At 35.0% G+C, this 23,485-nt stretch carries 13 protein-coding genes and 1 pseudogene; 5 read left to right on the plus strand and 9 right to left on the minus strand.

Features of this window, described 5'->3' with window-relative positions; all coding sequences use genetic code 11:
* Positions 1–65 precede the first annotated feature (65 nt).
* The 5 genes from FOF46_RS18260 to FOF46_RS18280 all read left to right on the plus strand — a co-directional run bounded on the left by FOF46_RS18260 (position 66) and on the right by FOF46_RS18280 (position 14,713).
* Positions 66–452, plus strand: coding sequence for a hypothetical protein (locus FOF46_RS18260; protein WP_167571877.1), 387 nt, complete (start codon positions 66–68; stop codon positions 450–452).
* 160 nt (positions 453–612) lie between these two features.
* Positions 613–5,223 (plus strand): hypothetical protein, encoded by a 4,611-nt coding sequence (locus tag FOF46_RS18265; RefSeq protein WP_143917454.1) that lies wholly within the window; start codon positions 613–615, stop codon positions 5,221–5,223.
* A complete protein-coding gene (locus FOF46_RS18270) occupies positions 5,216–7,318 on the plus strand; it encodes a fibronectin type III domain-containing protein (protein ID WP_143917455.1) in 2,103 nt (700 codons plus the stop codon). The genes FOF46_RS18265 and FOF46_RS18270 overlap by 8 nt, the downstream gene beginning before the upstream one ends.
* Positions 7,319–7,330: 12 nt before the next feature.
* Positions 7,331–13,855: a T9SS type A sorting domain-containing protein gene (locus FOF46_RS18275; protein ID WP_167571878.1), complete on the plus strand. Its 6,525-nt coding sequence runs from the start codon at positions 7,331–7,333 to the stop codon at positions 13,853–13,855.
* An 87-nt stretch (positions 13,856–13,942) separates the two neighbouring features.
* The gene (locus FOF46_RS18280) at positions 13,943–14,713 is read left to right on the plus strand and encodes a T9SS type A sorting domain-containing protein (protein WP_143917457.1); all 771 of its coding nucleotides are present in this window, start codon (positions 13,943–13,945) and stop codon (positions 14,711–14,713) included.
* Between the two features lie 94 nt (positions 14,714–14,807).
* Here the strand turns inward: FOF46_RS18280 and FOF46_RS18285 are convergent, their stop codons facing one another.
* The 9 genes and pseudogenes from FOF46_RS18285 to FOF46_RS32590 form a co-directional block, all read right to left on the minus strand.
* Positions 14,808–15,617, minus strand: coding sequence for a 3-keto-disaccharide hydrolase (locus FOF46_RS18285; RefSeq protein WP_143917458.1), 810 nt, complete (start codon positions 15,615–15,617; stop codon positions 14,808–14,810).
* A 21-nt stretch (positions 15,618–15,638) separates the two neighbouring features.
* Positions 15,639–16,691 carry a sugar phosphate isomerase/epimerase family protein gene (locus tag FOF46_RS18290; protein ID WP_143917459.1) on the minus strand — a complete coding sequence of 351 codons (1,053 nt, stop codon included), beginning with the start codon at positions 16,689–16,691 and terminating at the stop codon, positions 15,639–15,641.
* Between the two features lie 4 nt (positions 16,692–16,695).
* Positions 16,696–17,841: a Gfo/Idh/MocA family protein gene (locus tag FOF46_RS18295; RefSeq protein ID WP_143917460.1), complete on the minus strand. Its 1,146-nt coding sequence runs from the start codon at positions 17,839–17,841 to the stop codon at positions 16,696–16,698.
* A gap of 148 nt (positions 17,842–17,989) precedes the next feature.
* On the minus strand, positions 17,990–19,219 hold the full coding sequence (locus FOF46_RS18300) for an MFS transporter (RefSeq protein ID WP_143917461.1): 1,230 nt from the start codon (positions 19,217–19,219) through the stop codon (positions 17,990–17,992).
* A gap of 3 nt (positions 19,220–19,222) precedes the next feature.
* Positions 19,223–20,221, minus strand: coding sequence for a sugar phosphate isomerase/epimerase family protein (locus tag FOF46_RS18305; protein ID WP_109436592.1), 999 nt, complete (start codon positions 20,219–20,221; stop codon positions 19,223–19,225).
* 24 nt (positions 20,222–20,245) lie between these two features.
* Complete coding sequence (locus FOF46_RS18310; RefSeq protein ID WP_143917462.1) at positions 20,246–20,881, minus strand: gluconate 2-dehydrogenase subunit 3 family protein; 636 nt, start codon at positions 20,879–20,881, stop codon at positions 20,246–20,248.
* Between the two features lie 11 nt (positions 20,882–20,892).
* Positions 20,893–22,584, minus strand: coding sequence for a GMC oxidoreductase (locus tag FOF46_RS18315; protein WP_109436594.1), 1,692 nt, complete (start codon positions 22,582–22,584; stop codon positions 20,893–20,895).
* 23 nt (positions 22,585–22,607) lie between these two features.
* Positions 22,608–23,114, minus strand: coding sequence for a cytochrome c (locus FOF46_RS18320; RefSeq protein ID WP_109436595.1), 507 nt, complete (start codon positions 23,112–23,114; stop codon positions 22,608–22,610).
* A gap of 261 nt (positions 23,115–23,375) precedes the next feature.
* A pseudogene (locus FOF46_RS32590) lies at positions 23,376–23,485 on the minus strand (IS982 family transposase); the annotation flags it as partial.

Raw genomic sequence — 23,485 nt, forward strand, 5'->3', positions numbered from 1 at the left:
ATAGAATCCAAAGTAGTAAACATGTAAAATGTCTTTTCGATCAAAACAAATTGACAATACAAAAAATGAATTGTGACTTGAATCAAGTTAGACCTTTACATGGAGATTGTCAATTTATTAATGATAAACTAAATTGTGTATTTAGTATACATGGAAGGAATTATCTTTTTATTGAAGATGAGTTAATTGTTTTACATTCTGATCATTCCATACAATATTTTTGTGGCGAGAGAAAACAGAAGAGTTGGATAAAGATTTTTGATAAGGAAAACTTAATTTTTGATTTAGAATATATAAATCCGATTCAAGAACCATATATAGATTTCGTTTCAGGATATGAAGATTGGGAAATAGTGAATTGGGCATATCATTTAGCAAAATATATAAATCAGATTAGAGACAATCCACAAGCTATATTATTTTTTAATACTGATCAAGGTAAAGAAGTATAACACCTTAAATTTAGATATAGAATATCAAATTCACTGAAAACCGTGATTTTTTTCATCTGTATTATAAATAAACTTGTACCATAGTTTAGTAAGTGATAGCAAGAATACATAAAATAACTTTTGCTTTATGTTGTATTGCCTCTAATAGTACTCTTAAACCATGAATAAACCAATACAATCTCTATTATTCTTATGCTTTTGTTTGTTTACAACAGGTTTGTTAGCAAAGAACATTTATGGTTCAGTGAACAAAGAAACTGAATCAATAAAAGATAGTATACACAACAACAATAGCGTTACTGCTAACAAAATAATTTCTCCTTCAAAATCAGTTAAAACTTTTCGAAAATTTAAATCGTTAGAGCAATTTGATACTCCGGTAGTAGTAAAAAAATCTACCCGGTTAAAAGTTAAAGAAGGGTTTCAATTTAATACGGTCGATTCTTTACAGAATAAGAAATGGCTGGATATGGCGAATAATGTCTTTACTACAATTGATCAAACTCAAAATTATGTCGATTTACTTTCTGATAGTAGCCTAGGGCAATTGCCGGTGGCTATACGTCCGATGGAAATCAGTAACGTAAAATATACGGTTGGGATTGCCAAAGCTGTTTTTAAACCAGCGTATACAGAACTTACTGCTTTTCTCAAGATAGAAACAGCTAGAGGAGTATTGATATTAGGAGGGTCTAATATAAAACTCTCGCATGAAGGAGGTATTATTGGGGATGCAAAACTTAACTTAATATCGCAGTTTACCTTTAATATTAATGATGGTAAAGCGGTGGTAACACTTAATGGTAGTTTCGAACAACCTGGTACATATGCATTAATCGATTGTTCTGGATTCAAAGAATTAGGAGTAGATGCTGATTTAAAATTCTCTAATGGTTTGCTATATCCAGTTGATGAAAATGGTAAAGAAAGACTGGGGTATGTAGAAGGAAATTTTAAAACGGTAGTTAGTGATTGGAATGATATTGTAGTTAATATTTCACTTCCAGAGTTCGGAATTCAAGGTCTTGAAGGAACCACATTTAAATTGAATACGGCCATATTTGATTTTAGTGATTTGCGTAATGATGCTGCTATGCCACAAGATTACCTGGCTAAATATTATAATGAAAACCCAACATTATGGCGTGGAGTGTATATCAATACGCTGGAAGTTGTTTTACCCAAAGCATTCCGTAAAAATAATAGTGATAAACGCATTTCTTTTGGAGCATCAAACTTAATCATTGATGGTAAAGGAGTTACAGGAAAGTTTGAAGGAGAAAATATACTAACCATAGATGAAGGTTCAGCCTCAAAATGGCAATTCTCTTTAGATCGTTTTTTACTGGATATAGAAACCAATAGGTTAAAAGCAGGAGAATTTGAAGGAGAATTACTTCTTCCCGTATCAAAAGAAGACCGATTAAAATATGCTGCTATTATCCAGCCAGATGAATATAGTTTTAGAGTAACCAATACAAATGATATTGATTTTGATGTATGGAGTGCTAAAGTGATTTTGACCAAAGACTCATATGTAGAAATGAAGGTGAAAGAAGGCAAATTTAGACCTAAAGCAAATCTAAACGGATCCGTAAGCATCCAATCGGGGCTTAATAAATCATCATCAGGAGATAAAACGGTAGATTTTAAAGGAATTGTGTTTGAGAATATGCTTTTGCAAACAGAATCACCAAAGTTTTCTGTTGATTATTTTGGATATAGAGGAAAGATGAGCGTAGCTAATTTTCCGATTACTGTTAATGAAATAGGACTACGAACTCCGTCTGGGGATCGTGCAGAATTGGTATTTGATTTTAATATCAACTTGACTTCAGAGAGTGATGGTGGTAATGGCGGTGGAGCAAAATTAGCGATTAAAGCACAATTAGAAGATCGTGACGGAAGAGATAAATGGAAATATGATGGCATTCGCTTAGAGCGAGTTTTTGTTAAGATGGAAGTTGCCGGAATGGAACTCAAAGGAGCCATATTTATTTTTGAAGATGATCCAACATATGGTACTGGCTTTGCCGGTGCGGTTGGAGCCAAATTCAGCGTAGGAATGAAATTAGAGGTAGAAGCAAAAGCACTATTTGGTCGTAAAGAAGATTTTAGATATTGGTTTGCCGATGCGCAGGTAACGCTACCTACGGGGATTCCTATTTTTACAGCTTTTTCTATAAATTCATTCGGAGGAGGGTTTTATAACCATATGAAAATGGCAGGAGTAACGCATGAAAAAGATGCAGCTTTTAATCAAATAGGAGCATCAACTTCTGGAGTAATATATGAACCATATAAAGAAAATGGTTTTGGTTTAAAAGCTTCTGTCGGACTTATAACCACCGGATCAGAAGAGTTATTTCATGGCTCATTAGAATTCGGAATATCATTCCTCAACTCAGGAGGATTACAGGAAATCTACTTTAAAGGAGAAGGCGAAATGATCACCAGTATACCTGGAGATTTTTATGAAAAACTAGCAGACAAGTTAGCAGTAATTTCTCAAGGGAATAATCCTATACTCCCAGCATATCAACCAGAAGGAGCAATGGCAGCAAATGTATTTATAAAGTTTGATTTTGTAAATGATATTTTTCATGCGACATCAGAACTTTATATCAATTTCGGAATCCTGAAAGGAGTAGGACCTAATGGCAGAGCTGGGTGGATGGATTTTTATGTCGGCCCAGATGAATGGCATATTTTAATAGGAACACCAAGCGATCCGGTAGGAGTTGCAATGAATTTGGGTATCGTGAAAATGAGAACCGAAAGTTATTTTATGATGGGAGATGGGCTGCCAGGAAGTCCTCCTCCTCCTGATATTGTCGCTAATATATTAGGAGTAGATGTCTCAAAACTCGATTATACTCGTGACCTTAATATGTTAGAAGCTGGCAAAGGATTAGCATTTGGGGCCAATTGGAGTATGTCTACCGGAGATTTAAAATTCCTCATATTTTATGCACGTTTTGATGCCGGAGTTGGTTTTGATATTATGTTAAAAGATTATGGAGATGCACATTGTAAAGGATCTTCAGAACAAATAGGACTCAATGGGTGGTATGCCAACGGACAAGCATATGCATATTTACAGGGAGAGGTTGGGCTAAAATTTAAACTATTTGGAAAGAGGAAAAAAATAACAATATTCGCCGGCGGTGGTGCTGTATTGATGCAAGCAAGACTACCAAATCCAGTTTGGCTTAGAGGGTATCTCGGTGGAAAATATAACTTATTGGGAGGACTGATAAAAGGACGTTTTAGGTTTAAAGTAGAGTTGGGAGATAAATGTGAAATAGTCGGAGGCAGTGCTCTTGATGGGATTGTGGTCATAGGAGAAATGGCACCAAAAGAAGGAGCAACAGGAGTTGATGTATTTGCGGCGCCTCAAGTTCCTTTCAACTTACAAATTAATAGAGTATTTGAATTACCTGATGATACAGGAGATCGTAAATACCGAATTTTGATGGATAAGTTCGAAGTCACTAAAGAAGGACAACCTATCGTTGGAGAGATAGAATGGAATAATAATAATGATATTGCTGTTTTCTATTCGCATGAGATTTTACCTCCTAATACTAGCCTAAAGGCTTATGTACAATTACATTTTGAAGAAAAAATAAACGGAAAATGGGAGACTATCATGGATGATGGTAAAGTATCTATCGAATCCAAAGAGGTTAGTTTTACTACTGGAGAAGCTCCCGAAACAATACCTCTAAGCAATATTGCTTATATGTATCCGACCATTCATCAAAAGAATTTCTTTACCAAAGAATATGATAAAGGATATATTAATTTAAAACGAGGACAATCCTATTTATTCGATGCGGTTCCAAATTGGAATAAAACGATGGTAATGAAATCGGATACAGGAGCAGGGATGAACAAAAACTTCATTTATAATGCTGCTAATAGACAAGTGATATTTGATTTGCCAAAGGAGATGTCTACAACTACAGCGTATAATGTCAAGATTAAATTAGTACCTCAAGAAAATGATAATTCCAATAATGTAAAAGAATCGTATACGACTCAGGCACTAGATGGAGAATCAGGAAATGAAGTAGAAATCAAATCCAGAAAAGCAGAAGAGGTAATTATAAAAGGGGAGGAACGTGAATTGCTAACTTTTGATTTTGCAACAAGTGAATACACAACATTTGATAAAAAGATGAGTGCGATGAAAACCAATAAAGATTTGTACAGGCACGTAACTTATCCCTATGGATTAACATTATTGAATGGAATTAATTCATTAGAACCTTTTGACTTGGTTGAATTGGTAGGAAATAGATTTTCTGGCAACAAACCGCTCGTAGTAGCAAGGGCAATTTTGGATAATTCATATTATCAAAATCAAATTTACCCATTATTATATCAAAATTATCCTATAGAAGGTACTATAACAGTGTCCAGAGATACAGACAAAATAAGTGTTCCTCCATTAGAAGGGGTAGAACCAATGTCTTGGTACTTAACATATTTAGAAAATGACCGTACCAGTGATATTAATGTATATAACCCATACCGCTATAATCTTACACATTATTATTATCAGGACTATGAAGATTTGAGATATCAACTGATAAGTTCTGATTTACCATGGGAGACGATGCCAAAATATAAGGCATTAATCATTGACCCTTTTCCTATAATGAGAAAAGGAAAATATAGGACAAAACTTCAATATGTATTACCTGGGCAGGTAAAAAATGGAGGAAATGATATTGTAAAATATAATAATCCATTATATGAATAAGCAATTAAAATACAGTTACATCATAGGGGTGATATTGTTTTGTTTTCCGATTTTAGGAATTGCGCAAGAACCTATTGGAGATCAGGAACCGGCTGTTAAGGTTATAGGAACAGTTACAAAAGATGCGATTATGTTACGTTGGGCTGCAAATACCCCTTTAGCATGGAAACGAGCAAACCAATATGGATATATAATTGAGCGTAAAACGATAGCCATAGGGGAAGAGATATTGAAAGAACCAATTGTAAAAAAACTTACAGTAACTCCATTAGTACCAAAACCTATGATGGAATGGGAGGATTTTGTAAATAAAAACGATAATGCAGCAATTGCAGCTCAAGCAATTTATGGAGAAAGCTTTGACGTAGAATTAGAAGATGGAGGTAATGATATCATGAGTATTATCAATCAGGCAAAAGCATTAGAGCAACGTTTCTCTTTTACTTTATTTGCGGCCGATCAGGATTATGAAGTAGCAAAATATGCTGGATTAGCCTATGTGGATACAGAGGTAAAACCAAATGAACGGTATTTGTATAGAATATATACAGCAATCCCTTCAGAAAAAATGAAAGTCAAGTTTGGAGGAGTATATCTTGGGCTGAATGATTACCGCCCTTTACCAGAACCTCAGGATTTTGTTGGAATTTTTGGAGATAAAAACGTAATGTTAAGTTGGAACTTTACATTATTAAAAAGAGAATATACAAACTATATTATCGAACGATCTGAGGATAACGGAAAAACGTTTAATGCCTTGGAGGATGTTCCAATAGCAAACTTAAGCGAACGAGAGAAAGAATCTTCTGATAGAATGTTTTATATCGATACGTTACCTCAAAACAATAAAGAATATCAGTATCGATTAAAAGGCATTTCTCCTTTTGGACAAATAGGTCCTTCTTCAACAGTGGTTTCTGGAAAAGGAACAAAAAAATTACAACATAACCCAGCGATACAAGAAGCTAAGTTATTAGCTGATAATAGTACCGCAAGAATAACCTGGGAATTTCCAGAAGAAGGCTTGGAGTCTATTGTTTCTTTTGAGCTAAATAGATCTGATTTAATCAAAGAAGGTTATAAAGTTGTTGTACCTAATATCTCAAAAGAAACCAGAAGCATAGAGTTTAAGAATCTTAATGTAATTAATTATTTTACGATAACGGCTGTTGGTGCCGATGGTACAAGGAGAGTTTCTTTTCCACAAATGGTACAACCTGTTGATGATACACCGCCTAACAATCCATATGGTTTAACTGGAATAATAGATTCTACAGGTGTTGTAACGTTAAACTGGCAGGCGAATACCGAATCAGATTTTTTAGGATATCGTGTATTTAGAGCAAATTTAGAAAATGAGGAATTTACACAAATTACTTTCCGTCCGACGCCACAAAATAAAATTATAGACACAGTAAATATCAAAACCCTTAATGCAAAAGTCTATTATAAGGTTCAGGCGTTTGATAAGCGATATAATCCTTCTGGTTTTTCTGAAATACTAATGCTTAGGAAACCCGATATTATTCCGCCTACAAAACCAGTTTTTAAATCTTTTAAAGCAGATAACGGAGTGATTGCATTACAATGGATCACAAGTAGTAGTATAGATGCAGCAAAAACATTGGTGTATCGTAAAGAAAAGGGAAGCGATACGCCTTGGGTACTCGTAGCAGAAAAAAATATTCCAGAGAATAAGTATAACGATACAACTGCAAAACCTACAATAACATATTTATACACATTGGTTACTATGGATGAATCTGGTCTAGAGTCAGAACCCGTAACGCCTTTGTCTATAAGTTTACCTGATAATAAAACAAAACCAGAAATCGATAAGTTTTTGGCTTTGGTGAATCGGGAAGAGAAAAAAATTACACTAAGCTGGAAATATGGAGTAAATAATGTGGTAGAATATCTTTTGTATAGAGCAGAAGAAGAAACAAAACCAACATTATACAAAGTTTTTAAAGAGCAGGAAAAGAGGTTCTTTGATATAAACTTAAGGGTCAACACCAAATATACATACATATTACAAGCCGTATTTGATTCAGGGACGAAGTCTCCTTTTAAACAAATTGAAGTAACGTATTAAAGAGATATGGGTATGAAGAAAATATTTACTCTACTGATACTATTTTTTAGTATATTTTCTACAACAGCACAAGATGACTATACTTTGACTATAGATGGATACGTAGGACAAGGTAGATCAGGTTGTGGAAGTAATAGTAATGGTTTAAAGAGAATAATAGTACATTATGAAAGAGGTGCTCCCAGAACAATTCATGATTTTGGACGCTATTTAAATCGGGATTTTGATTATACCGTAAATTTTAATGAATCCAATAAAATAGTTCGTCTGGAGTTTCGATCAACTTCGAGAGATAGAAATAGTTTTGGAGATTGTAGTCGTAGCTATCGCGATACAAAATTTATTGATGTTTCTACTCCTTGCTTTGCTAGACGTTATCAAAAAGACGATTTTTTAGAAAGAAGGTTTAGAAGGGGAAATATGTTTATTACCATAGAACCCAATATAGATATCTCTTTTGTAGATGGAACCCCTGCTACTTCTATTAATAGTATATGTATAGGTTCTGATATCGATATTACGACGAATCCTGATAACCTTCCTGTTGATGCTTATGATTGGGAGTTTTTTGATACTGTAACACTAATACAGCAACAGACAGCAGCATACCGAAGTTTGGTTAGAGCAGTAGAAAGAGCACAACAAACATTGGATTCATGCCCTCCTGGGTTTAATGAATGTAGAGGTCGAGCTCAATATGCCTTAGATCAGGCAAGAGCTGCTTTAAACGCGTATACAGGGCCACAAGAAGAAATAGTACCCATAAATAGATGGGTTACACTAACATCTTTTAGAAGAAACCCTAGTATATCGCTTGGGTTAGAGGATATGTTTGATAATGTTATAGATCCATTAGACCCAAGTGGATTACCAATTCGAGAAAAAGCTATAGGAAAACCTATTAATATTAGATTGAACACTGATTTTGCTTGCGGTCCATTATTTAGTAAAGAAACCAATGTAGTTACGGTACAATATCTTCCTGCTGCACCATCAATATCCACAACACCAAGTGTAGAACAACCAACATGTTCGTATTCTGATGATGCAGGATTTACAATACCTTTTGATCGTACTATATATAGTGGAGAAGTATTAAGTATTAGTTTGAAGAAATTAGCGGAAGGACAGACAGCTCTTCCGAATCCTAAAACACCAGCACAAGAAGCATTAACACAAAATCAATATTTAGCCCTTGTAAATTCCAGATATAGGATTGATGCTGGGAATAATACAGGAATTACAAATACACATCCTAGATTTAATACTTCTACTAATACCTATCGATGGAGTGGTAATCTTACACAAGGACAATATGCTATCGAAATTTCGGGAAGCAGAACCGCGAACGGAAGTTTACTTCCTTTTTGTGAATTATTTCATTATTTCTTTGAAGTCAGAGCTCCAGAACGAGTACGATTTACAGCTACACCAGCTCAGGATGAAACCTGTTTTGATGAAAATGATGGTCAAATTAGAATTACCGCATCAGGAGGGTCCGGTACGTATCAATATAGCCTGAATAATGGAACAACATGGAACACTTTACCAAGAACTCCTTATGTGGTTCAAAATTTATCTCCTCAGACATATAATGTTAAAGTAAGAGATTCCAGAGGGTGCCTTGATAAAGAGAATATATCTGATCGGGATGAAAGTATTTCTGTACTTATACAGGAAATGGATCCTATAACACACACTATTGCCGTCAATGGTATTATACAGCCAAGTGCTCCCAGAGCAGAAGACGCGATGATTCGTATACAAAATGTTACTGGAGGAGTTCCAATTACAGGAAGCGGCTCTGCATATTACAATTATGAAGTGTTAATTAATGGTTCAACGACTAATACAATAACAGGAAGAGCTTTTCCTGGAGGGTATGATATTGAAGACCTCCCGGCAGGAAATCATCAAATTAGATATACAGGAGCAGCTACATGTAGGATAAATCCTGTAATTAGCTTACCAACCATCACAGATCCACAACCAGTAACATTTAGAGTTCAAAAAGAAGACCCAAGTTGTTCTGATGCAAGGGATGGAATACTTACAGCTGTTAATATTGAAGGGGGATACCCTCCTTACAGAATTCAATGGAGAGCACAAGGCGCTGCGAGTTATGTTTCAAGAAACCCTTTTGAAGCAGGGCAAGGTACTTATGAAGTTTTAGTTACAGATAATAGATCAGGGAGAGCAGAGCAAACTAATATTCAGTTTGATAATGTACCACTACCGATCTCAATTTCCAATATAGATATAGAACCAATAACATGTTATGGAGAACAATCTAGAGTAACTATTACAGCTACAGGTGGAGGAACTGGGACATACCAATATGCACTTTGGACAGGTCCAACAACGACCTGGCGGGATAGTAATGTATTTGCTTTAGATGCAAATACAACAACAGGGTATCTATTTAGAGTAAGAGATAGAGTTGCTAATGATTGTATATCTGAGATCTCTGATAGGCAATTTATAAGTCAGCCTTCAGAGATTAGAATTACTCCTGATAATGTGGTTCAAAATAATATTTTTGGAGATAACGAGGGAGAAATAGAGATTAATATTATTGGAGGAACCCCAGGATATACTGTGCGTTGGGAAAGAAATGGAACTCCTATTGCAGATACAGGAATATCTATTTCATCTTTGATTGCAGGTAATTATGTAGCGATAGTAAGAGATACGAGTGATTGTGAGGTGAGTTCAACAGAAATAGAGATTACACAACCTGATAGACTTTTAGTATCTATTGAAGAAACAAACCCTATTCAATGTTTTGAAGGAAGAGGAACCTTATCTGCAGTCGTGAGCGGAGGATCAAATACGTATACTTATCAATGGTTCAGAGACGGAGCAATAATTGATGGAGAAACATCGAGGGTATTTAATAATGTTCAACAAGGAAATTATAGTGTACGTGTAGAGGATGGGTTTACATTTAACAATGCGAGTGTTACGTTTACAGAGCCTGATGTTTTAAGTTTGTCAATTACAAGAGGAGATAATATTTCTTGCTATAATGGAAGTAATGGAAGAATTGTTCTAAATCCACAGGGAGGAACCAGACCTTATTCCTTTTCTATAGATAATCGATTAACTTATATTTCAGAAGATGATCTTACTGATTTTACAATAGAAAGTTTGATATCAGGAGATTATGAAGTCTGGTTAAGAGATGCGAATAATTGTGAAATAACAACTCCGCAATCGATAACACTTACACAACCAGAAGAAATTGTGATCACCCCGGTTACTATATCCCCGGCAACAACTATTGGAGGTTCTGATGGGAGTTTGGTTATTGAAGTTACAGGAGGTACTGGCGATTATCGTTATGTATGGACAAAAGAAAACGATGCTACTTTTAACAGAACGACAAAAGATATTGATAACCTATCAATTGGAGCTTATACCGTTGTAGTAACAGATGATAATGATTGTACAGAAAACAGGACATTTAGGGTTATAGAACCTGATCCAATGGTAGTACGTATAGAAATTGATAATCCCATTTTGTGCCATGGAGATAGTCTGGGAGAACTTCGAGCAATTGTTACTGGTGGTTTTCCTATTGTATCTGTTCCTTCTGATTTCGAATACCAATGGTATCGCATAGAAGGTACTACAGCGACTCCAATAAATACAGATTTGTCCCTCAATAGTATAGATAATCTTCCAGCAGGAATATATAGAGTAGTGAGTACCGATATAACAGGAGTAAGTGATGAAACAACAATTGAAATTACTCAACCAGAAGATTTAGTGGTTACCCTTTCAAGTCCCCCAACGCAGATACTTTGTTATGGAGAAGACACAGGAACCATTGATATAACGGTTACAGGTGGTCCTGTTGATGAAGATACAGGAGAATATCTTCCTTATACATTTAGGTGGACAAAAGTAGAAGACGCTGATTTTCAATCTTCAACAGAAGATTTGAGAAATATAACAGCAGGAACTTATGAGGTTGTTGTTATCGATGATAATTTGTGTACAACGTCTCTTAGTGAACCTGTTGTAATAGGACAACCAGATGCAGCATTAGAAATATATGATGTTATTCCGGTTAACTTAACAGGGTTCAAAACAGGAAACGGAAGTATATCTCTCGAGGTAAGAGGAGGAACAGCGCCATACAGATATTCCTGGACAGATTCAGAAGATGTGACATATACAGCTTCTACCCAGGATATCGATAATCTATCCATTGGGATATATACTTTAGAAGTTACAGATGAGAATGATTGTACAACAACGGTTACTCGAGAGATAACAGAACCTAATCAGCTTATCGTTGAAATTATACCAATTTCTGAAGATGAAGGAGTGCAATGTTTTGGAGAAGAGACCGTAATTCCTTTGAGTACAACAACGCAGGGTGGTATTGGGGCATATACTTATGAATGGTTTGAGCAAGGAGAGCCAACTGAAGTGATTTTCACAACTCCTGTTACAACCAGAGTCAGAGCAGGTATATATACTGTTGTAGTAACAGATGAAAACGGTAATACAGATGATTATGTCTATGAAGTAATAGAACCAGAAATACTATCTATCATAGAGAATGTAGATAATGTAGTTTGTAGAGGAGATGCTAATGGTAGTATAGATATTAGCGTTTCTGGCGGAGTAGCACCTTACTCATATCGATGGAGTAATGGACAAGTAACAGAAGACTTATCTTCATTAAGAGCGGGGAATTATACCGTAACAATCACAGATGCAAATAATTGCCAACTCCAAAGAGAAATTGAAGTAACTCAACCACCACGATTATTTGTGAATGGAGCTATAGTGAGAATACCCCCTTCTTCTAGCGGGGCAAGAGATGGAAGTATAACGGTTACTATTGGAGGAGGAGTACCTTCTTATATTTATGAATGGAGAAATTTTAGTAATGAACTACAATCTTCAACAACCAATGTTCTTAGTAATATTGGAGTAGAAGGGTATTCTTTAACCGTTAGAGATGCTAACGGGTGTGTCTTATTTGTTGATAATGTAGATCTATTTGAACCTCCGGTTTTACAAGTTAATATAGAACACGTAAATGTAATTTCTTGTTTCGGAGATTCCTCTGGTAGTTTGAGCGCTATTGTAGAAGGAGGAGTACCTTTTAATGCAGCAAAACAATATAATTACCAGTGGTTCAACGCAGAAGATAATACTCCAATTGGTCTGGATCGATTTTTACTAGAAGGAATTCTTGCAGGGGAGTATTATGTAATAGTTTCAGATGCGGCAGGAACAGATGTAACCAGTGCTACATTTCGATTAACACAACCAGATGTTTTAAGTGTGAATTTTGATACAGATTATGTGAATTGTGGTGATGGTAATGATTGGACAATAATTCCTCAAATAAATGGAGGAACAGGTCCATTTAGTTATTTATGGAGTACTGGAAATACAACAAACCGTTTAGAAAATATTGTTGCAGGGACATACAGTGTAGAAATTACAGATCTAAGAGGATGTAGTATAACAGAAGAAGTTACTGTTAACGTACCAGAACCATTAATAATTACTGAAACATTAACAGTCCCAACGTGTTATAGTGGATGTGATGGAGTAATTAATATCAGTGTACAAGGAGGAGCTGCTCCTTATACATATCTGTGGAGTAATGGCAGTACAACAGAAGATTTAACAGCAGTATGTGCGGGGACATATGATGTTATTGTAACCGATGTCAAAGGCTGTGAGATGAGAAGAGAGATTATCCTTAGCAACCCAGATGAATTAATTGTAAATCTAGGGGAAGACATTACTTTATGTTTTGAGCAAACCATAGTATTAAATGCAACTATAAATGATCCAAACGCCAATTATCAATGGACCTCGACAAATGGGTTTACAAGTGATGAACCAATGATCGAGGTTAGTGAAGCAGGTATTTATGATGTTCTGGTTACTGACGCTAAAGGGTGTGAAGCATCTGATAGTATTTTTATAGATACTACTACCGAAGTTATCTCTGCAAATTTCATTGCTTCAACTCAAGTATTTGTTGGAGAAAAATTTGTTATAGTGGACAATAGTGATCCTATACCTGATACTTTAGATTGGATATTCCCAGAGGAAGCAGAAGTTACCTATGAAGATGATAATTATGCAGAGTTGATTTTTGAGACACCTGGAGAATATGAGATTATGCTACAGACGTATAGAGGATTGTGTACAGCTACAACGACAAAAACTGTGATTGTTGTAGAAAAGGAAATCGATGGAGAAGGAGGAGAAGGTGATGAGGATAGTGTCGATATCCAAAGCTCGATTGATTATCTAGTATATCCAAACCCTACAACTACCGGAAGATTTACAGTAGATGTGAATTTATCAAAATCACAACCAATCAACTTAAAGATTTTTAATATAGTTAATAATACGCTTATAGATTCTAGAGCCGGTGATGGAAACGAAGAATATACTTTTGAATATGATATGTCTGTATTACCCTCAGGGATATATTTCATTTTATTAGAAACATCTTCAGCAAGTCAAGTTAGAAAACTAATTATTGAATAGTAAGAATAGAATCATTTTTAAAATAATAATATTCGGTACAAAGAACAAATCAAATAATTTTTTTATAAATCTCTTAAAACCTAAAGCATGAGAAAATTTTTATTATTGATGTTATTCATCGCATGTAACACATTTGCACAAGATTATCAATTGATAGTAAGTGGATATATTGGCTCAGGGCCATCTTCTTGCGGTTCTAATAATAATGGTTTAAAATGGATAAAAGCCATATTCGATGATGGGTCAGAAGACTTTTTGTTTAATCAGCCAGGAGGTCAGTTTAGAAATAGAACATATTCTTTTTCTCAGATATATAGTGAAAATAAACGTTTAGTCGGAGTAAAGTTTAGATCTGTTTCCAGAAGGAGAAGCAGTTTCGGGAGTTGTAGAAGTTCTAGATCAAGTGAAAAGTTAGTAAATGTAAGTTCTCCATCGTTTCACCAGGTTTTTACAAAAAATGAAATTTATGAAAGTAGAATAAATAATGGTTCTGCAACAATAACTGTTGTTCAAACTACAAATGCCATTAGATCAAATCAGAGTACTCTTTTAACTGAAAAAAATGAAAATATATTGAGTAATCAACGTGATAAAGAATCAAAATTATTTAAAACATCAATGTATCCGAACCCATCTCTGGATGGTAAGTTTAGTATTAATATTTCTTCAAAAGAACTAACTCCTGTAGTAGTTCAAATCTTTGATTTGTTAGATAGGAGAAAAGTATTTGAAGAGGTGAAATCAGGAAATACAGAATATGTTTTCGAATTCAATTCTTATCCTCTAAAATCTGGTTTTTATTTGGTTCAAGTTGAATCAGGTGGAAAAAAACAATTGAAAAAACTCATTATAGAATAGTATAATTTAAAATTCGTAGCTTCCAAACCTCACGGGTTTTAAAAATCTGTGAGGTTATTATGTATTGAAACTCACATCATAGATCTTTAAAAAGCTAAAGTTCTCTAACCCAAATATTACGATACTGCACCAAATTACTATGATCCTGTAATTTAATAGGTCCTTTATTATGAGCTTCATTTTTTGGAGGACCAATATATTCTGTAGATCCAAGAATCTCTACATGATCTTGTACCAACACACCATTATGAATTACAGTAAATGTACCTGATTTTGTTTTTTTACCCTCTGTATTAAATTCTGGAGCATGAAAAATAATATCATAAGTTTGCCATTGATCAGGAGCTTTTGTTGCATTTACCAATGGAATATGCTGTTTGTAAACAGCAGTTGCCTGACCATTAGCATAGGTTCTGTTCTGATAACTATCTAAGATTTGCACTTCGTATTTGTTTTGAAAAAATACTCCACTATTGCCGCGTCCCTGACCTTCACCTTGAATAACATCTGGAGCACTCCATTCTAAGTGTAACTGAATACTACCATAATTTTTCTTGGTTTGGATATCTCCGGTTCCTGGTTTTACGGTCATTGTTTTATCAGTATTAAGGGTCCATGCGGCTGCAGTAGAATCTTTGGCAGACATCCAGGCTTCAAGATTAGAACCATCAAATAATACAGTAGCATCAGACGGAATATTGTTATCATTAAAAGAAATAACTTTTGGTTCAGGTTCCCAAACTTCGGTTTCTTTAGGATCAGTAATTTCCTTTTTTGGTGTTTCTACGATTTCTTCTTTTTTGCTATCATTTTCTACTTTATCTTCAACAATAATGGTATCTGCTTTTTTGTTACATGATAATGTTATTACAAGTACCCAAAGGAGGTAGATTAATTTTTTCATTGTGGTGTGGGTTTTTGTTGGTTATAATCCTAATATCTTTTTTAGTTGATCTTTATCGATAGCTGCTCCAGCAAAATCATCAAATGCTTTCTGAGTAGCTTCTATAATATGATCTTGAATAAATTTAGCTCCCTCTCGAGCTCCCTGTTCAGGAGATTTAATACAACATTCCCATTCCATTACTGCCCAAACATCACATCCATATTGTGTAAGCTTGGAGAATATGGTTTTAAAATCTATTTGTCCATCTCCTAAAGAACGATATCGTCCAGCACGGTCAACCCAGTCACTATATCCTCCAAAAGCTCCTTTTTTTCCGGTAGGGTTAAACTCAGAATCTTTTACGTGAAATGATTTAATAAATTCATGATAGTGATCTATGTATTCAATATAATCTAATTGCTGTAAAACGAAATGACTTGGATCATAAAGGATATTTACACGTTTGTGATTTCCTGTAGCTTCCAGAAAACGTTCAAAAGTAATTCCATCATGAAGATCTTCACCTGGATGAATCTCATAGCAAACATCAACACCCTCTTGGTCAAAATGATTTAATATAGGTAGCCATCGTTTAGTTAATTCTTCGAACCCCATTTCGACCAAACCGGGAGGTCTCTGTGGCCATGGATGCATAGTATGCCAAAGCAAAGCTCCCGAAAATGTAGCGTGAGCATTTATACCCAGCCTTCGACTGGCGGTAGCTGCATTTTTTACTTGTTGTACTGCCCATTCAGTTCTTTTCTTAGGATTGTTTTTACAATCATCAGGTGCAAAATTATCAAACATTAAATCATAAGCAGGATGTACAGCTACCAATTGTCCCTGTAAATGGGTAGAAAGTTCGGTTATTTCTAATCCGTAATTGGCAATTTGTCCTTTTAACTCATCACAATAAGTTTGACTTTCAGCGGCTTTGTCTAGATCGATAAGTCGTGTTTCCCATGTAGGAATCTGAATCCCCTTATAGCCTAAATCTGATGCCCATTTGCATAATCCATCTAAAGAATTAAAAGGAGCTTTATCGTCCATAAATTGCGCTAGAAATACAGCAGGACCTTTGATTGTTTTCATGTTGTTACATTTTTATCCAACGTGCATTATTTTGACTACTCTCAACAGCAGCATAAACAAACTTCATTCCTCGTACACCATCTTTGGCAGTAGGGAAATCATGTTGTGCAGAGGGTTGTTTTTCTTTGGTTAATAAGAGTTCTTTGGCAAAACTTCTATATATGGTAGCGAAGCCTTCAAGGTATCCTTCAGGGTGTCCTGCAGGAATACGTACATAATCAGAAGATTCGGGATATCCACCGTTACCTCCTGGAGTGAATACTTGTTTAGGTTGATCTAACCAACGTACTACCAATTCATTTGGGTTTTCCTGATACCATTCGATACTACCTTTGGTACCATAAATTTTTACTCCGAGATTATTTTCTTCCCCAGTAGCAATCTGAGAGAATGTCATTATTCCTTTTGCTCCGTTTGCAAATCGTAAAAGGACATTGCCATCATCATCAAGGGTTCTACCTTCTCCAAAAGCAGAAAGATCCGCGGCAAGTTCTGTAATTTGTGTTCCGGTGATGTATTCAACCAGATTTTCTGCATGAGTTCCAATATCTCCAAGAGCTCCACCAATACCAGATCGCTTAGGGTCGACACGCCAGGCTGCTTGTTTATGATCTGTTTTTTCTAGGGCAGTAGAGAGCCATCCTTGCAAATATTGTACATTGATTTTACGAATAGTTCCCAAATCACCTTTAGCAATCATAGCTTTGGCTTGTTTAACCATAGGATACCCTGTATAGTTATGAGTTAACGCAAAAACTTTTCCAGATGCAGCTATGATTTTTTCAAGTTCAACAGCTTCCTCCAGGGTTAAGGTCATAGGTTTATCACAAATTACATGAAAACCGTGCTCAAGAGCCATTTTTGCAGGAGGAAAATGCATGTGATTGGGAGTAACGATCGCTACAAAATCCATGCGTTCATCTTCTGGTAGTTTAGCTTCTTCTTTGATCATTTTCTCAAAACTACCATAAGCTCTATTTTTTGATATTCCGATAGCTTCTGCAGAAGTTATACTTTTTTCTTCACTACTAGAAAAAGCTCCACAAACTAATGATATCATTCCGTCGATACCTGCAGCTTTTCTATGGACATCACCGATAAAGGAACCGATTCCTCCGCCGACCATTCCCATTTTTAATTTTTTATTCATTTACGTTATTGTTGGTGTAATAAATAATTTTCCGATTTTTTATGTAATAAGATATTCACTCTAATATTACATGATTTTGAATACGAAAAATACAAAATATGGTATTAAAAGAAACGAACTAAATGTCTCATTTTATAGCTTAATTGGTTTATTTTTCATGATCTAATTGAGGTACTCTTCTTAATTCTAATTTTTTACGAGTGAAAAAAAGTATAGCAAATAATAGTATTAACAATAATGGAAAGAATACTATATTGCCTAAAGTCGCTTGTCCTGCCGCAAGTTCAGCTGATTCTGGCGACATTCCAGAAGAAAGTGCTTTTGCCCTTTCAGTATCTAACCAGGAACCTATAACTGGTTGCCATATTCCGGTGGCAAACATTCCTGCTCCACCTACTATTGACATGCCTAAAGCTCCAGATTTAGGAATATATTCACTAACAAATCCTATCATCGTTGGCCAGAAATACATAACTCCAATGGCGAATAAAATAGCAGAAATATAAACCATTGATCCTGTAGCATTTGACATTAGGTAAATAGCAATAGTGGCTATTATAGATGAAAACCAAAGAACTCCGGTGGGATTAAGTTTATGAATTACAGGACCAGCAAAATAACGTCCTACGGCCATTAATCCAGTTACCATCGCTAAAATAAGCATAGGACTGGCACCAGAACTCCCCAAAATACGTTCTACCCATTGCTGGGTTCCCAATTCTGTAGTTGCTGTAAGTGTCATACATATAGCAATGAAAACGAATAAAGGGGTAAATAAGTTTTTAATATTCACTGAAGTATCGGATACAATATTTTCATTTTTAGGAAAAGTCAATTTGAAAAACATAACTCCATATAGTAAAGTAGGAATTAGCATTAATGCAATTTGTAATTGCCATCCTAAATTGATATCGGTCATAAATTTTGAGGCTAAAGCACCAATAACAATACCTCCTGGAAACCAAACATGAAATTTATTGAGCATTGTAGTTCTGTTTTTGGTATACATGTCTGCAATTAAGGGATTACATGCAGCTTCAACAGATCCATTTGCAAAACCTATAAATAGTGTAGAAATCAATAGCCCCCAAAATCCACTTGCAAAAATTGTAAGTAGTAATCCTGCAAGGTGTGAGATAAAAGCAATTATCATTAATTTTCTTGGACCTAAACTATTGTACACCAAACCTCCAAAAATAGTTGCAATAGGAAACCCCCAAAAAGCCATACTATTTACAAATCCCAATTGTGTATCAGATAAACGAAATTCTGTTCCTAATTGTGCCAAAATACCTGCGCGAATTGCGAAAGTCATTGCCGTAACTACAAGAGCAATGCAACTCGCCGTAAAAAGCTGCGTTTTATTAATTGTACTCATATCTTAGTTAAGGTTTTTGGACGCATTGATTAATAAATCACGAGTCGCAGTAATACCTTCAATTTCACCAAGACGTTCTCCTTCATATTCAACTCCTATAAAACCAGTATATTCAGCTTTTTTTATAATCTCCAGCATTTTTCTATAATCGATTGTAGTTTCATTACCTTCACTATCAAAATCATAAGATTTTGCACTTACTGCTTTAGCATGAGGCATCATTTCTTCTACACCCTGATATTTAGGATATTCTTTAATACAACTCGTACTCCAACGTTCACCGTCTTTACGCTCTAAACAAAAATTACCAAAATCAGGTAATGTACCACAATTGGGTTTATTAACTTTTTGCATTACTTCTGCTAACATAGCTGCGTTAGAAGATAGGTATCCATGATTTTCTACAATAACATTAACATTTTTGGATGCAGCATATTCTGAAAGTTTAACTAGACCATGAACAGATACCTTTACCCATTTTTCTGGATCATTAGTGCCAAATAGATTCACGCGAATAGAATGACAACCCAAAAATTGTGCTGCATCTACCCATTTCTTGTGATTTTCTACGGTTTCATTTTGTTCTTTTTCATCAAGAACTGCTAGGTCTCCCTCACCATCAACCATAATGATTAGATTTTGAATATTAAATTCCTCACTTTTTGATTTTAAAGTTTCCAAAAGTTGTTGCATCGCTTTTTCTGGATTTGGGTCACTTTTAAGATCTTCTTTATATAACTGACTAACATATTCTATCCCCTCAAAACCTAATTCACTTGCTTTTTGAGCAAAATCCTTAGGATCCATTTCTCCTGATTTGATAGCTTTATGTAATGACCATTGTGCTAGTGATAATTTGAAAAAGGGTTTGGATTCTTGTGATGAAACTTCCATAGTGGTGGATTCTTCTTCTTTTTGAGTTTCTGTATTTTCTGAAGTATTTTGTTTGCATGAGCTTAGGATCATAAATACGATAAGCCCTTTTAAGATGGTGTGTTGCATGAATTGTGGTTTAAAGCCTCATGATTAAAGAGACCAGGCTTTGCCTTTGGTTAATTTTTCTAGTGAGTCGCACCCAATTTGTTCTCCTGGTACTGGAGCATAAGCAAGTACATTCTCGCCAATTTCTTCTGTAGTTTTAAACCCCCAAATCGATAACCATCTCACAGCAGATAAGTAATTAAAGATGATTGCTTCTTTAGAAGCGTTACTTAAATCATCAGGATTTTTTACTTGCGACATTTCCTTTTGATATGCTTCTTGTTGTTCTTTAGAAGATCTAAGATATTTTGTTAGAAGAGCATCATATTCTTCGATCTTGATCTTTTTTACGGGTTTATCTTCATTTACTCCTAACGCTTTCATTACATAATCAGCAGTTTTCTTAAATATTTGAGCATCTTTTTCTTTTGCTACTGCATTCATATAACTGTCAATGAACATGGGGACATTTAATGATTTGGCTCCCGGAATATCAGTTTCTGGAATAATAAGATCGACAATTTGATCAAGTACTTTTGCTTCATCTTCAGAAAGCAATTTAGGTATCCATGTTAATTTTATTTCACTGGTACAACTTTGTAATATACTAAGCAGTGTAGGAGTAGCAGCAATATAACCTGCTGATAACCCAATGTTTTTTAAGGCTTCTCTTCTGTTCATAATCTATAGAATTAAGCGTTTTCCTGAATTTGTTTTGCAGCATGTTCTGCTGCCCTTGCTGTAAACGCCATATATGTAAGTGATGGGTTTACACAACTAGCTGAGGTCATAAAGGATCCATCGGTTACATACACGTTTGGCACAGCATGAATTTGATTATGTTTATTAAGGACAGATGTCTTTGGATCATTACCCATTCTTGCAGTTCCCATTTCATGTATTCCTAATCCTATTCCTCCGATATCATCCCAAGGTCTTACATCTTCAAACCCAGCTTTTTTGAGCATGTCCATGGCCTGTTTAACCATATCTTTTCTCATTTCAAGTTCATTTTCTTTGAATTCTGCATCAAAAGTGACTGTAGGTAATCCCCATTCATCCAGTTTGTCATAATCCAAAGTCATTTTATTATCATGATATGGCAAACATTCACCAAATCCCTGTAATCCTATTTGCCATTTCCCGGGTTTTAATACGCTCTCTTTAAGTTCTGCTCCATAACCTAATTCTGCTATTGATTCTCTCCAATCATTTCTACTACCTCCTCCTTGATATCCATAGCCACGTTTGAATGTTTTTTGATCCGTTTCACCTCCAATATTTCTAAACCTGGGGATATAAATTCCGTTTGGTCTTCTTCCTTTATAGTATTTATCCTGATAATTATCAGTAACACCAAAAGCTCCAGCTTTAAAATGGTGATCCATAATATTATGGCCTAATTCTCCAGAATCATTCCCCATTCCGTTAGGAAAACGTTCTGATTTTGATTGCATTAGAATACTTGCAGATGCTATTGCAGAAGCACATAGGAATATAATTTTTGCTGTAAACTCTATAGTTTCTTTAGTTTCTGTATCAATTACTTTTACTCCAGTGGCTTTTCCTGTTGCATCATCATATAATACTTGATGTACAATAGAGTTTGGACGCAAAGTCATGTTTCCTGTTCGTTCTGCCGCAGGAAGAGTAGAGGAATTACTACTAAAATAAGCACCAAATGGGCAACCTCGCATACATCGATTTCGGAATTGACAATTCATCCGACCTTCAAAAGTCTTTGTCCCTGTGATGTGTGCTGTTCTACCAATAGTTAATAATCGGTCTTTGTAATTTTGGGAGATATTTGATTTTAAATGATCTTCTACGCAGTTTAGTTCCATTGGAGGTAGAAATTGGCCATCAGGTAATTGTTCTAATCCTAGTTTCTCACCACTGACTCCAATAAATTCTTCTACCTTATCATACCATGGCGCGATGTCTTTATATCGCACAGGCCAATCCACGGCAATATCTTCTTTTTTATTAGCTTCAAAATCTATGTCGCTCCATCGATAACTTTGTCGTCCCCACATAAGAGATCGACCACCAACTTGATATCCTCTTATCCAATCAAAACGCTTAGTTTCATTATAAGGATGTTTAAGATCGTTTACAAAAAAGTGGCTGTGTTCTTTATCGGTTACATACCCCGTGCGATGTTGTTTCTCTTGTTGTTTTACGTCTTCTCTAGATGGTCTACCTTTAAATTCTGAATCCCAGGGATCATTATTCATCGTAGTATAATCTTCGATATGTTTTACCATACGACCACGTTCCAGAACTAAGGTCTTTAGCCCTTTTTCACAGAGTTCTTTGGCGGCCCAACCGCCACTAATTCCTGTTCCTACGACGATTGCATCATATTGTGGTTCTTTTTCCATAAATTAACAGTTAGTGGGTAATTTTATTCTTCTAAAGTCCTAAACCATTCTGCCATTGCTCTGGCTTCTTCTTCAGGTATATTTTGATTAATCATTATTGTATTATTATAGGCTTTAAATAATGCTATGGCAACTGGATCTTTCTTTATCATCTCATCAGGATTCATGATCATATTCATTACCCATTCTGGGCTTCGTTTTTCATATATTCCTGCCATAGGAGGGCCTATCATTTTTTTACGAGCCTTGTGACAAGCTGTACATTTTGCTTTAAAAAGCTGAGCCCCTCGGTCAGAGAGTTCTGTATTAATTTGATCTTCAAAAGTTATAGATGATATTGGACCAATTCCTTTATTGTCAAGCATAACAGGAACAGTTGAAGTATTTTGAAGTCCGGTCTTTTTCTCTTCCTTTTTAGTACCTATAGTAATTGTTTCTTTAGTTGATTTCTTTTCTTTTGAACAACTAATAAAACAAAGGAAAAAAAGAGCACAAATACAGGAAATTAATGATGGTATATGTTTAAACATTTTTAAAATAGATTAGTATTGTGGTAATATTAAGTAAAGGGTATTTATATTTAGTATTCTTTAAAAAAGAAAAACTAAATATAAAAGATCATTTGTTTTTTAACATCATAATTAACGATTTATTAGCTTTGTAAAAGGATTAGTAATCTTTAATTCTACACCAAATGGTTTATTGATCAATTGTGATAAAACTCTGACGATATAAAAGGATGATCACAATTTAAAATCCTATTTTTTATTGATAATTAACCCGTTGTGCATTTAGTTAATATTAATTTTTAGGTTGTTTATATTTCTGTTGAATTCAAACCTATTGATATATTGAATAATGGTCATTGCTGTGATCTTTGATAAGATTCTATTTTTAAATC

The sequence above is a fragment of the Aquimarina algiphila genome (assembly GCF_007489275.1).
Taxonomy (GTDB): domain Bacteria; phylum Bacteroidota; class Bacteroidia; order Flavobacteriales; family Flavobacteriaceae; genus Aquimarina; species Aquimarina algiphila.